11 protein-coding genes and 1 pseudogene are annotated in these 13,449 nt (G+C 58.9%); 8 read left to right on the top strand and 4 right to left on the bottom strand.

Features of this window, described 5'->3' with window-relative positions:
- The first annotated feature begins 287 nt into the window (after positions 1–287).
- Genes FAS41_RS29590 through FAS41_RS29560 form a run of 7 tightly spaced genes read left to right on the top strand, consistent with a single transcriptional unit; the run spans position 288 to position 6,570 of the window.
- Positions 288–965 (top strand): thermostable hemolysin, encoded by a 678-nt coding sequence (locus FAS41_RS29590; RefSeq protein WP_138526831.1) that lies wholly within the window; start codon positions 288–290, stop codon positions 963–965.
- Positions 955–2,421 (top strand): AMP-binding protein, encoded by a 1,467-nt coding sequence (locus FAS41_RS29585; RefSeq protein WP_138526830.1) that lies wholly within the window; start codon positions 955–957, stop codon positions 2,419–2,421. Before FAS41_RS29590 ends, FAS41_RS29585 begins: the two co-directional genes overlap by 11 nt.
- A gap of 8 nt (positions 2,422–2,429) precedes the next feature.
- Positions 2,430–3,110, top strand: a complete 681-nt coding sequence (locus tag FAS41_RS29580; RefSeq protein WP_138526829.1) for an iron-containing redox enzyme family protein — start codon at positions 2,430–2,432, stop codon at positions 3,108–3,110.
- Positions 3,097–3,903 (top strand): SDR family oxidoreductase, encoded by an 807-nt coding sequence (locus tag FAS41_RS29575; RefSeq protein WP_138526828.1) that lies wholly within the window; start codon positions 3,097–3,099, stop codon positions 3,901–3,903. Before FAS41_RS29580 ends, FAS41_RS29575 begins: the two co-directional genes overlap by 14 nt.
- Entirely contained in the window at positions 3,900–4,541 is a 642-nt protein-coding gene (locus FAS41_RS29570) for a tetratricopeptide repeat protein (protein WP_138526827.1), read from the top strand. Before FAS41_RS29575 ends, FAS41_RS29570 begins: the two co-directional genes overlap by 4 nt.
- 2 nt (positions 4,542–4,543) lie before the next feature.
- Positions 4,544–5,206 carry a response regulator gene (locus FAS41_RS29565; RefSeq protein ID WP_024767066.1) on the top strand — a complete coding sequence of 221 codons (663 nt, stop codon included), beginning with the start codon at positions 4,544–4,546 and terminating at the stop codon, positions 5,204–5,206.
- Positions 5,203–6,570 carry a sensor histidine kinase gene (locus FAS41_RS29560; RefSeq protein WP_138526826.1) on the top strand — a complete coding sequence of 456 codons (1,368 nt, stop codon included), beginning with the start codon at positions 5,203–5,205 and terminating at the stop codon, positions 6,568–6,570. Before FAS41_RS29565 ends, FAS41_RS29560 begins: the two co-directional genes overlap by 4 nt.
- Positions 6,571–6,647: 77 nt before the next feature.
- Here FAS41_RS29560 and FAS41_RS29555 read toward each other — a convergent pair whose 3' ends face one another.
- Both FAS41_RS29555 and FAS41_RS29550 read right to left on the bottom strand, forming a co-directional pair.
- On the bottom strand, positions 6,648–7,922 hold the full coding sequence (locus FAS41_RS29555) for a cyclic di-GMP phosphodiesterase (protein WP_138526825.1): 1,275 nt from the start codon (positions 7,920–7,922) through the stop codon (positions 6,648–6,650).
- A gap of 198 nt (positions 7,923–8,120) precedes the next feature.
- A complete protein-coding gene (locus FAS41_RS29550; protein WP_171049580.1) occupies positions 8,121–9,734 on the bottom strand; it encodes a methyl-accepting chemotaxis protein in 1,614 nt (537 codons plus the stop codon).
- Positions 9,735–9,862: 128 nt separating this feature from the next.
- Between FAS41_RS29550 and FAS41_RS29545 the strand changes: the two genes are divergently transcribed.
- A complete protein-coding gene (locus tag FAS41_RS29545; protein ID WP_138526824.1) occupies positions 9,863–11,146 on the top strand; it encodes a putative bifunctional diguanylate cyclase/phosphodiesterase in 1,284 nt (427 codons plus the stop codon).
- Positions 11,147–11,202: 56 nt separating this feature from the next.
- Here FAS41_RS29545 and FAS41_RS29540 read toward each other — a convergent pair whose 3' ends face one another.
- Together FAS41_RS29540 and FAS41_RS31075 are read right to left on the bottom strand one after the other, a co-directional pair.
- Entirely contained in the window at positions 11,203–12,750 is a 1,548-nt protein-coding gene (locus tag FAS41_RS29540) for a sensor domain-containing diguanylate cyclase (RefSeq protein WP_138526823.1), read from the bottom strand.
- A gap of 384 nt (positions 12,751–13,134) precedes the next feature.
- Positions 13,135–13,449, bottom strand: a pseudogene (locus tag FAS41_RS31075) (hypothetical protein); the annotation flags it as partial.

Here is a 13,449-nt window from a genome sequence, read left to right as displayed (position 1 = left end):
TCCCTGAGTCTCAGCGGTGCTTTCTGGCCGACCAGTTTGCCCTTGTTCCAAGGTTCGTGAGCTTTCGTTGTGGGTGTGGGCATGATTCGTCCTCCACATGATTGAAGGACTAGGGTGCATCGCTCCTAGCTCCAGGGGCTCTTCGACCAGGCTCTATGGCCGGAGATGCTCTTAAAACACTCATGTCGGATATTCGCTTCCACCGCCGCTGACTCTCAGCGACTTCAGACTACTTTCAGATTCGCCGCTGATACTCCCCTCATCGAACGACCCCTGGGGGGATCACCATGACCCAGCAAGAATGGAGCAGCCTGTTTCCATTCCACTTTGGCTCCGTCGCCGAGCGACAAGCTCGACTGACCTTGCGCCGCGAGGGCGACTTCGACCGCGAGGAGCTTGAAACCTTCATCCACGAGCGTTTCGAGTCCATCCACCACGCTGACGTCCACCACTATCTGCCAGAGCTCATCGGGCTTCAGGACAGCCACGGGCGCTTGATCGCAGCCGCTGGCGTCCGTCCGGCCAGTCAAGGGCCGCTGTTTCTTGAGCACTACCTGGACGAGCCGCTGGAGGGTGTTGTGTCGCGGCTTGCAGGTCGTGCCGTCGGGCGTGAGCAGTTGGTCGAGGTAGGCAACCTTGCCGCCCTGAGTGCTGGCAGTGCGCGCGTGATCATCACCGCCGTGACCTGGCTGCTGGCTGCGCGCGACCTTCAGTGGGTCGCCTTTACCGGCGCCTCCACCCTGGTCAACAGCTTCCACCGATTGGGATTGGAGCCAACCGTGATCGCCGAAGCAGATCCGCGTCGCCTGAACGGCGAGCTGGCCAGTTGGGGCAGCTATTACGCGCAGCACCCCCTGGTCTACGCAGGAAACATCGGCTACGGCCATGACGAACTGGAGCGCGCGGGTGTGTACAAGCGCATGGGTTTCCCGATGCTGCTACAGGAGGCCGGCCATGCCGCATGAACTGAACGCCTTTCGTCAGGTGCTGCAGGCGCATGCCACGGATCATGCCTCGAAAGTGGCTGTACGCGGAATCACTGGCAACGTCACCTATGCGCAGCTTCTGGCTGAAGTTGAACGTCGCGAAGTATGGCTGCGAGAGCAACCCGATGGCCCGTTTGCCCTCGCACTGGAGAACGGCCCCGAAGCGCTACTCTGGGATCTGGCCGCCCTCTTCGCTGAGCGCCCGTCCCTCATCCTCCCGCCCTTTTTCAGTGCCGCACAGCGTCTGCATTGTTTGATGCAGACCCAGGCGACACTGGCCGTTGCCAACGACTCCTTCGCAGAAGATCTGCGAGCAGCCGGTTTCACACCAGGCGAGCGCTTCTGGGAGCGGCCGGCCGTACTCGACGCCGGCCTACCGGCAGGCACTGCCAAGATCACCTACACCTCCGGTAGCACTGGGTCGCCCAAGGGCGTATGCCTGAGCGCCACGTCACTGCTGTGCGTTGCACAGGAGCTCGAAGCAGCGAGCCGTCCAACCGAGCCCACGAAGTACCTCGCAGTACTTCCGTTAGCCGTCTTGCTGGAGAATCTCGGTATTTATGCAGCGCTGCTGGCGGGAGCCAGCATCACGCTCTATCCGCAAGCGCAGATGGGCATCGGTGGAGCCAGTCAAGTCGACTGGAAACGCTTCCTCGGCACCATTGCACTCAGCGGCGCCGAGAGCCTGATTCTGGTACCACAACTCCTGCTTGGCCTGGTCACCGCCATCGAGCGCGGCATGATGAAAGTCGGCCCCCTGCGATTCGTCGCAGTAGGTGGTGCCAAAGTCGCGAGCAGCTTGCTGGAGCGCGCCGAAGCAGTGGGGCTTCCGGTCTTCGAAGGCTACGGGCTCTCCGAATGCGCCTCCGTGGTTTGCCTGAACCGCCCAGGCGATCAGCATCCAGGCAGCGTGGGCCGTCCCCTACCGCACGTCCAGGTGCGTATCGCTGATGACGGGGAAGTGCTGGTTCGCGGTTCCACCCTGCTGGGCTACTTGGGCGAACCTTCTTTCGACGGGGAATGGTGGCCAACCGGCGATCTCGGCCATTTCGACGCTGCTGGATTCCTCTACCTGGCTGGCCGCAAAAAAAACCAGTTCATCACCAGCTTCGGTCGCAACGTGAATCCCGAGTGGATCGAGGCCGAGCTTTCCCAGACAGGCGTAATCCTCCAGGCCTTCGTCCACGGCGAGGGGCTGCCGCGCAACTTCGCATTGCTCTGGCCCATCGCCCCAAGCATCAGCGACGAAGTCATCGAGCAGGCCGTGCAGCAATGCAACGCCGGCTTACCCGATTACGCACGGGTTTATGCCTGGAGACGCCTACCCAGTCCCTTTAGCGGTGCTGACGGAACCCTTACCAGTAATGGCCGGCCGCGCCGCCAGGAAATCCTCCGTCGCCACCAGCCCCTCATCACTGAACTATCGCAATCCTGAGGTCTGCCATGAACTTCTTCGACACTCTTCAATCCGCCACTACCCAGGAACGCCAGGCGCTGTTCAGCGTACCCGTCATTCGCGATGCCTTGGGCGGCATTGTCAGCCTGGAGGGCTACATCGCCTTCCTCACCCAGGCCTATCACCACGTTCGTCATACCGTGCCGCTGATGATGGCGTGCGGCGCTCGTCTGCCCAGCCGGCTTGAATGGTTGCGCGGTGCAGTCTGCGAATACATCGAGGAGGAGTACGGCCACGAGCAGTGGATTCTCAATGACATTGCAGCGTGCGGTGGCGACGCGGAGCAGGTGCGTAACAGCCGCCCCAGCCTGTCGATCGAGCTGATGGTGGCCTTCCTCTATGACTTGATTGCCCGCGACAATCCCGTCGGCCTGTTCGGCATGGTCAACGTCCTCGAAGGCACCAGTATCGCCCTGGCTACCCAGGCCGCCGGCAGCATCCAGCAAGGACTTGGCCTGCCGCCGACGGCATTCAGCTACCTGAGCTCCCACGGCGCGCTCGACCAGGATCACATGGCAACCTATCGCGAGCTGATGAACCGCCTGGATCGTCCGGAAGATCAAGAGGCGGTGATTCATTCCGCCAAGGTCGTCTACCAGCTGTACACCGAGATGTTCCGAGGCCTACCGCGAGCCCACCAGCCAGAGGTGCAGCATGCGCTTGCGTGAGTCGGTGGTGGTATTGACCGGTGCCAGCGGCGGCATTGGCCTGGAACTGGCCAGCCAGCTGTGTGCTGGCGGCGCCCGAGTGCTGGCCATCAGCCGGCACCTTGGCGGTCTGGCGGTGCTCATGAACCGTTATCCCAGTCAGTTGCGCTGGCATTCCGCCGATCTTCGTACCAGGAGTGGCCGGCAAGAGGTAGCCACCGCTGCCTGGGCCATGGGCGGCGTGAACGTGCTGATCAACGCCGCAGGCGTGAACCGCTTCGCCCTGCTTGAGCAGATCGACGAAGACACGCTGGACGACCTGCTGGATCTCAACATCAAGGCCCCCCTGCAGCTGACCCGCCTGCTGCTGCCATTGTTGCGCGAGCAGCCTCATGCGTTGGTGGTCAACGTCGGCTCCATCTACGGCTCCATCGGCTATCCCGGCTACGCGACCTATAGCGCCAGTAAGTTCGCCTTGCGCGGATTCTCCGAAGCGCTTCGACGCGAATTGGCCGATACCACGGTCGACGTACTCTACGCAGCGCCACGTGCCACCCGTACATCGATGAATACAACTGCCGCCACCGCGCTCAACCAAGCGCTGAAAGTAGGGATGGATGATCCGGTCGATGTCGCGCGGGCAGTACTTGATGCGGTGCAACAGCAACGCAACGAGCTGTACCTGGGATGGCCTGAAAAACTCTTCGTGCGCCTCAACGGCATGCTGCCCGGCGTGGTCGACCGCGCGTTGCGCAAGCAGCTCCCACTGATCCGCCGTTACAGCGATGCCAACGCCAAGGAGCACAGCAAATGAAACGCCTGATACTCGCCAGCCTCATTGCCTTCTCCCCACTGACCTGGGCGCTCGATCAGGCTGGCAGCCAGCACCTCAGCGCGATCCAGCAACGTTGGGCGCAAATCCAGTACCAGATGCCTGAGGCGCAACGCGCAGCCGCTTTCGAAAAGCTGGCGGGCGACGCGGAGACCTTTACCCGCGAGCAGCCCCAGGCTGCGGAAGCTTGGATCTGGAATGGAATCGTGACTAGCAGTTGGGCTGGTGCCACGGGCGGGCTGGGTGCACTGGGCAAGGTGAAAGCGGCCCGGGCAAGCCTGGAGAAGGCCCTGGCTCTCGATCCAAACGCTCTGCAGGGGTCGGCTTACACCAGCCTCGGCGCACTGTATGACCGAGTGCCTGGCTGGCCCATCGGATTCGGTGACTCGGACAAGGCAGATGAGCTGCTGCGCAAGGCGCTGCGGTTGAATCCGGAAGGCATCGACAGCAATTACTTCTGGGGTGACCATCTCTATCGCCAAGGGCATTACGTCGAAGCGCGTGCGGCTTTGCGGAAAGCGCTACAGGCACAGCCACGGCCCGGTCGTGAGCTGGCCGACCAGGGCCGGCGCGGCGAAATCGATGCTTTACTCAAGACGATCAAGGACAAGCAGGACTAAGCATGCGGCTGCTGGTAGTCGAAGACGATCCCGCTCTAGGGGAAGGTATCTGCAACGGATTGCGCCAGGAGGGATACACCATCGACTGGCTGCAGGACGGGGTGAGTGCATTGCACGCCCTGCAGCAGGAGACATTCGATCTCGTCGTGCTGGATCTGGGGCTTCCGCGTCTGGATGGCATCGAGGTGCTGCGCCGGCTGCGTGCTGGAGGCGATGCGGTGCCCGTGCTGATACTGACCGCCCGTGACGCGACCGATGATCGCATTGCCGGTCTCGATGCCGGCGCCGATGACTACCTGGTCAAACCGTTCGACCTCAACGAGCTGAAAGCTCGTCTGCGTGCGCTCCTTCGACGTAGCGCAGGTCGCGCCAAGGTGCTGATTGAGCATGCCGGGGTGACACTCGACCCGGCCACTCGGCAAGTCAGCTACCAGGGACATCCAGTCGTGCTAACCCCGAAAGAGTACCGGCTGCTCCATGAACTGCTGTCCCAACCCGGCAAGGTCTTCACCCGCGAGCGGCTCACTCAGCTCCTTTACGGCTGGGATGAAGAGCCCGAGAGCAACACGCTGGAAGTGAACGTCTATCACCTGCGCAAGAAACTCTTCAACGATCTAATCCGCACCGTGCGCGGCATTGGCTACCTGGTGGAAGGCAAAGCATGAGTTCGTTGCGCCAACGCACGCTCTGGCGAGTCATGCTGCTATTGCTGGTCGGTACCAGCCTGCTTGCGCTCTACAACTATCACGACAGCAGCCACGAGATCGACGAGATCTACGACGCCCATCTCGCGCAAAACGCGCGCCTCTTGCAAGGCGTCATGAGCATGCCGCTGGACGACAAGGATCGCCATGCGTTGTACCTGGCATTCAATGAAGCACTGAGTCAGGCGGGCAAGCATCGCGTCGGTCACCCTTACGAGAGCAAACTCGCCTTCCAGGTGTGGCGCATCAACGGTGAAGTCCTGGTACATACGGTCAGCGCCCCAAGCTTCACTCGTCCGCTGACCGAGCCCGGCTTTTCCAACATCATGGTGGGGGAGCAGCAATGGCGCAGCTTCGTGCTTCCCGTGCCAGAGCGCCAGTTGGTGATCTGGGTCGGTGAGCGCAACGATGTGCGCAACGATCTAATCGGCCGCATCGTCCGCCACACCTTATTTCCCTTCCTGATCGGCAGTCTCGCGTTGGCGCTGCTGGTATGGCTGGCCATCGGCTGGGGGCTGCAACCGTTGCAGAACATGGCACGTGTCATCCGAGCGCGGCATGCAGAGTCACTGGAGCCACTGCAACTCGTGCCTCTACCTCGGGAGCTTGAACCTATGCAGGCGGCGCTCAACCGGCTGCTGGGGCAGATTGATGAGCTGCTGCGCCGTGAACATCGATTTATCGCCGACGCCGCCCATGAGATGCGTACGCCCCTGACAATCCTTCGGCTGCATGCGCAGAACGCGCTTGAGGCCAGGAGCGATGTTGAGCGAGATAAAGCCTTGGAGTTTCTGGTTGGTGGTGTGGATCGTCTCAGTCGAGTGGTAAATCAGCTGCTGACCATGGCGAGAATCGAGCCGCGGCTAGGGCAGCGCAATTGGTCAACGGTAGATCTGGCGGTAGTCGCTACGGAGACTATGGCAGAGATGACACCCTGGATTTTGGATCAGGGGCAGGAACCGTCATTGGAGATCTCCGAGGGCAACTATCAGCTTCAAAGCGACGCGGGCGCTTTGGGGATTGCCCTGCAGAACCTGGTCGCGAACGCAGTAAATCACTCGCCAGTTGGCGGTCGAGTCAACGTCACGCTGCACCGTGAAGGTAATGGGATTGTACTCAACGTAGAAGACCAGGGGCCTGGCATCGCCCCGGAAGACCTAGAGCGAGTCTTCGAGCGTTTCTACAGCAAAGGCTCTGAGAACGGCGCAGGGCTGGGCCTGTCGATTGTGGCAATGATCATGGAGCGGCTTGGAGGCAGTGTGCAGTTGAGCAATCTACCCTCCGGCGGGCTTCGCGCAACGTTGAGAATCGCGCCTACTTCCTAAGCATTTAAGCCCGCCATGGTTCGGTTACGGCCCGTGGCGAGTAGTTGTACGCTGGTGGCGTAGCTATCTTTTACGCGTCAGCGGTCAAATATCGAACCGCGTCGACGATCCAGCTCGCACCAAAATGCTTCTAGATTTTGAAACCCCCATCGCTCCGGCGACTCGCGAGCTGCAATGCGTTCGCGGCCTTTGAGCTTTGAAAGGTCCAATAACTCCACAGGCAGCGCAGCCTTCGTACGAGTGGAATAAAACACTTTGACTATCGGCAACAACAACTCGGTACTCTGATCTACTACCACCGCGAGCCGGTCACTCTGAAGCCGCACCAGCGCACCAACTGGATAGATGCCCAAACATCGAATGAATGCCTGGAAAACCGACTCGTCAAGATGGTGTCCGCACCAGCGTGACATCCGTTGCAACGACTCCGCAGGATCCCAACCGGACTTGTAGGGGCGGTCTGAGGTAATCGCATCGTAAATATCGCAGACAGCTCCCATACGCGCGACCAGACTTATCTGCTCACCTGCCAAGCCGTGGGGATAGCCACTCCCGTCTAGCTTTTCGTGATGATGAAGGCAGACATCGAGTACCAGCGCACCGACTTGCCGCCCCTCCCGCAAAATGTCTGAGCCACGACTAGGATGTTCGCGAACGCAGGCGACCTCAGCGTCATCTAAACGCCCAGGTTTATTCAAGATACTCATCGGTACACACATTTTTCCGATGTCATGTAACAAACCCGCTAACCCAGCCTCACGAACGAGGCCCTCGTCTAGATGGAGCTGTCGCGCCAGTGAGATCATCAGCGCACAAACAGCGACGGAATGGAGATAGGTGTATTCATCTGCAGTCTTGAGGCGAGCCAAGCTGATCAGTGCGGTGGGATGGCGCTCCACTGAGACAGTAATCTCATTGACCATGGCCCGTGCACCCTCAACCTCGACGGCACGTCCCAGCCGAGCATCCTGAAACATTGCCATCACGACCTTTTTGGACTTACTGCACAACTGGCGAGCCGACTCAATTTCTTGCTCCAGAGAGCGGCGAATTGCACTGCTCGCGGTTGTATTTCGCTGCGACTCATCGACGGGCGTTGTAGGGCGTGGTTGAGACGACGTTTCCGGTTTAGAGTCGGCTTGCTTAAGGGCAGGCGGTGATAGCCCTCTACTGGGATCTATAAGCACTTCTCGCACCGAACTCTCTTTGAGCCGACGCAGGTCTTCGGGGTCTTCAAGCAGGAAATGGGCACGCCAAAAGGGATGATTTACCCAAGCCCCACACAATTCTTGTACATACATGCCGAGCGTCACTGCTTCGACTGGAATACGCAAATACGGCGAATCGGTCATTATCTTGCCCCATAGAAGCCCCCTGCCTGCTAGCTCCAGCACCGCAGACGGATGAATCGCTGCTCACCCGCGATGCTGACTCCTTGCCTACCCTGGCAGTACATTCCACAACATGTTTTTCGAGCATGTCCGCCTGTCGCGCTGGATGCGCCCGTCCCGAGAACCAACATTGAGAGAGCGTATCCATAGTCAGTGCATTCAAACGCGAAATGCGGAAACTGCACTCTTGAGTTGAACAGCCAGTCGAGACAGATCCTGGCTCGATGCACTGGTTTGACTGGCACCGGCAGCGCTCTGCGCAGAAAGATCACGGATGCTCACCAAGCTGCGGTCTACCTCGCGCGCAACTGCCGCTTGCTCTTCCGCCGCGCTCGCTATCATTGCGTTCTGCTCGTTAATAGCCGCCATCGCATTGGTAATGTCGCCGAGGCAGTCATTGGCGGCTTCGGCTCTCTGAACGGTCTCCCCCATCAAGGCAGAGCTACCTTGAAGTGTGCGCACTGCATCTGCAGCATCCTGCTGCAGATGAACAACCATCTGCTCGATCTCCTGCGTCGATTGCTGAGTACGCTGAGCAAGCATGCGAACCTCGTCGGCAACCACGGCAAAACCTCGTCCTTGCTCGCCAGCTCGGGCGGCCTCTATTGCGGCGTTCAGAGCAAGCAGATTGGTTTGCTCGGCGATTGAGCGAATAACATCTAGCACTTTACCGACCTGCTGCATTTGGCTCGCGAGCTGTTCAACTCGTGTGACGCTTGCATTCATGTCCACCGCCAAGGCATTGATCGCGCGAACAGTTTCCACTACCTGATCTCGACCTTGCACGGCCGCCGCGTCACCGCGCCGTGAGGATTCAAGTGTGGAGCTAGCATTGTTGGCCACGCCATCGACGGCCGCACTCATTTGGTTGCAGGCGGCGGCGGCCTGCTCTATCTCCTGGTTCTGCAGCGTTAGCCCGCGGCTCGCATCTTCGGTAACAGCGTGCAGCTCCTCCGAAGCAGAGGCTAGCTGGGACGATGAGTCGGCGATCAGGCTGATGGTGACGCGCAGGCTTTGCTGCATATTGCGCAACGCTTCCATCAGTTGGCTGGCTTCATCGCGTCCCTCCAGGGGAATGTTCTCGGTCAAATCTCCGGCAGCCACAGTGCGCGCCACCTCAACAGCTTGTGCCAAGGGACGCACAATGCTGCGGGACATCACCAGCGCAAGAATGATAGCGAGCACTACCGCGCCGATCAGAATGACCAGCACCAGTAGTCGAGCCTCTTCGTATGCATGGTCGCTGCTGAGCGTGGCAGCCTTGGCACCGTCAGCATTGAGCTTGGTCAGACCTTCTAGTCCGGAGACCAGCGTGTTGCCCCGGGAGTTGAGAACTTGAGAGATGAGGTCACGCGCCTCGGCCAAACGACTTTGAGCCAGCAAGTCGAGCAGTTGCTGCTGCCCTTCGTAATAGCTCTGCAACGCTATGCGGAAGCGCTCATAACCCGCCGCTTCGTCATCACTGGAGATCAGCGGGCGATACTGCGCCTGTGCCTCTTCCAGATGTTGCCTGTCAGCCGCGAGTAGCTTGCGGTTGGTTTCATTGTCGATCACTGCAACGCGCAACGTGGATGCACGCAAGCGCATGGTGGCGACGTCCATCTGACCGAGCGCCAGAATGCTTGGCAGCCAATTGCCGTCAACCTCACCGGCGCTTTCATTCATAGCGCGCATTTGCAGCAGGGAACCACCGCCAACCACTAGAAGCAACACAACCAATCCGGCAAAAGCTATTGCAATGCGGGTTGAGACGCGGAGGTTACGAATAGTCATGGCGGCGCACTCGTTCTGATTGAAGATCTATCGGCTCGCAATTCCTTACTTAAAGTGCGGGATCTGAAAAAAATGTGAAATATCGACTAAAGGATTAGCGTGTCGAGCGATGCAGCGGCCCACGGTCGATGTGTACGGGGTTGCCCAACCGCCGTCTACTCACGGACCGACTCGGACAGGGGATGATGCGCTCCGAACATAGCGGTAAATTGCTCGCTGTCTGTTCTCTCGATCTCGATGGATTCAAGCAGATCAACGACTGCTTCGGGTCGGCGAGCGGCGATGCCATGCTCATTGGTGTCGCAGAGCATTTGAAAATGGCGCTGCGAGGCGATGATACGTTGGCGCGTATGGGAGGCGATGAATTCGCGCTGCTCTTGTCGGATATAGAATCACCGGAGCATTGCTCCTACGTGCTCGATCAACTACTCAGGGCGGCCAATCGGCCAGTCAACATACAGGACACCAAGTTGGCTGTGACTGCGAGCATCGGTGTGAGCCTTTACCCCGATGATCACGGCGACCCAGATGCCTTGCTGCGCCACGCAGACCAAGCCATGTACCTGGCCAAACAGGCTGGCAAAAACCGCTTCCATCTTTATGACCCAGAGCGTGACCGTAAGGCCCAGTCTCGACGCAACCAACTGGAACGCTTGCGCGCCGCGTTGGATGGCAACCAGTTCACACTGTACTACCAGCCTAAGGTCGACTTACGCCTCGGTACAATGGTTGGCGTAGAGGCCTTGCTGCGCTGGCAAGACCCGGTGCATGGCATGCTCGCACCCGGCGAATTCCTACCCATGGTGATCGACAGTGACCTAGAACAGCCTCTCGGCGTATGGGTAATCAACCAGGCAATAGCACAGGCCACCGCATGGCTCGTAGAAGGTCTCGACATACGCGTCAGCATCAATGTAAGCGCCAACCAGCTGCTCTACGGAAACTTTCCGGCAATCCTGTGCGAGGCACTGGAAAGATACCCAGCCTTGCCTGCCAAGAACATTGAGCTGGAGATATTGGAGAATGCCGCTTTCTCCGATCTGGACCAGGCCATTGATGTGCTCGCGCAATGCGAAAGGATGGGCGTGCACTTCGCCCTTGACGATTTCGGTACTGGCTATTCCTCCCTCACCTATCTGCGAAAGCTCCCGATCCAGGCGCTAAAGATCGACCAGAGCTTCGTCCGCAAGATGACCACCGACTCGGAGGATCGGGGAATCGTCGAGAGCGTGATCCAATTGGCTCACACCTTCCAACTCGAAGTAGTCGCGGAAGGCGTGGAGACACAGCAGCATGCAGCCCTGATGCAGAATATCGGCTGTTCCATCGTGCAAGGTTATGGCATAGCCCGCCCAATGCCGGCCGATGACATTCCGGCATGGGCGAAGCACTGGAACCAGGGTATCCGTTGAGAAAAATGCCTATTGCTGCACTGCAAGCTCCAATCGGACCGTAGGGCCGACGGTGCCTACACTTCTGCCATCACACGATTGCGGCCTGCCTGCTTGGCTTGGTAAAGCAAGTGATCGGCTTGGTCCAGCACCTTGGAGGGATCTGCTTGTTCAGCCCCACAGTGGGATACACCGAGGGACAGGGTGATTTGCCCGGCAGGAGGTATCGGGGTCATCTCCAGTGAGCGGCGAATACGCTCGGCGACTTCTGCGGCTGCAGCCAGGCTCGTTTGCGGTAACAAGAGGATGAACTCCTCACCGCCTACTCGGCACGCCAAGTCGCCGTCTCGACAATTTTGCCCAAGCAGGGTCGCAAATGCCTGTAACACCTTGTCGCCAACGGCGTGCCCATACTTGTCATTGACTCGTTTGAAATGGTCGATATCCATGCTTACTACGGCATAGGGCTTCCCGAGCAAGTGCCAATCATTCAACGCGCTCTCCATTACACGGCGATTTCCAAGACCAGTGAGCGGATCACTTAATGCCTGGCGATTGAGTTTTCCTATGCGCTCCTGGGTCAGCAGAGCGCCGATGATCATTGCTCGCCGAATACTCCAAGCTTCGGCATACCACGCACGCACCTTGCGAATGCCTTCCTCGCTAGCTCGCTGTCCCGCATATTCAGCCAGTTGGCTAAGAGGCCGACTAATGTGCGACGCAGCCCACCAAAGTAGCATCAGGCCGAGCAAGCTCATCGGAATGATGCCAATCACGACTTGCAGCATCAGATTGCAAAGGGTATCGAGAGGCACACTCAATGGTTGCTGTGAAATGACGCCCCATCCACTGTGAGGTACTGCCGCATAGCCGGCCAGCATGTCCCTCCCGGTTGAGCTGCGTATGGGGGACGCACCACTTTCGCCACGCAACACTGCATCGATCGCAGGGTTTTTCCCGACTTGCTCGCCGATACGATTCGGGTCTGGATGAAACAGCAGATGGCGCTCTCCATCCACCAGATAAACATAGGAGGAGTCCTGCTGGAAATGCTTGCTGATGATCTCGTTCAGGGCATTGTCCTTATGCAGATAAATGGTTCCACCTACTAACCCGAGGTACTCCCCCTCAGGGCTCCAGATTGGCTGTGAGGCAAACACGATCAGGTTTCCTACCAACGAGCTGAACGCAGGGCTAATCATCGCTCTGCGCTCTTCCAGCGGAACCTTGGAGCGTAAGGTCTGACCGTTCACACTGAGCGACGTGGGATAGGAAGAAACGATGCGTCCTTGCGCATCAGCAACAATTACCGTGTTGAAGCTATCGTCCTGCTCGGCCAGCCGGCGAGCCTCAGCCCCTCGATGGGCTTCAAGGCGAAAATCTTCGCCAATGATCCGGGCGCTGTAGGCCAAGCGAGCAAGGTCCTCACCCAAGCTCTGTCCGATGGTCAGTGCAACCTTGGCGGCATAAGCGCGATTGGCCTCCAAAGAATTGTGAACCAGCGTTTCACGCTGGATCCGGTAGGTTGCATAAAGATCGTTGAGTAAGGTTGCGAGGATTGCCAACAGGGCGAAGAGCAATATCAATGTACGCAGATTAATTCTGGGAACGGAGCCGGACGGCATGGAGTAAAACTCTGTGGAGCATTGAAAATAGCCCCTTGATAGGAGCTAGCCTTCTGGCGTGATTCCGGCCCGGCAGCGGCACATTCCATGGGTAAGCTGATCCTAAAGGCACATTTTACGCAGGGATAATGATATCAAGTAGCCACCGACCGACCAGTGGCCGATTCAACAGACGGAAGCTCGACGTCGAATTCACCAGCACCAATCAGGCACCTCGAAAGCGATCCGCCTCGACCACTGGCGGACAATGCACAATCCACCAACGCCGCTCTTGCCATTGCTGACTTCAGGCTGCATTCAGATTCGCCGCTAATCTCCCCCCCACTCCCGAGGGCCGATGTCTGCTATGGGTCGGAAGCTGACCCCGATTTGTGCCCCATGCGCTCACCCTTGTGCGGCATCGGAGTAGGCTCGAACACACTCCACGAACCAGTTCAGCGACTCCTCGGAGCATAGGTAGCGACTTTCGTCTTCGCTCAGACAGACCATGCCCACCAAGGGACTAAACTCAAGCCCCACGCACCGACAGGCATTCTGAAACGCTCGTAGAGCCTCGCCCGCCACCTCCCCCTCGAGCTCCATGATGAAATCGTGCATCTGCTTTAGCTGAACGGCTGAAATGGCGAGCGATGTCGGGCGATAGAGAGGATCACCAGAATCATCGTGCAAGACGCGGTAAGCCGGCTCGCTACTGGATCG

The sequence above is a fragment of the Pseudomonas nicosulfuronedens genome (genome assembly GCF_005877905.1).
In the GTDB taxonomy this organism is placed as follows: Bacteria; Pseudomonadota; Gammaproteobacteria; order Pseudomonadales; family Pseudomonadaceae; genus Pseudomonas; species Pseudomonas nicosulfuronedens.
This window is presented reverse-complemented; position numbering and strand designations above follow the sequence as displayed.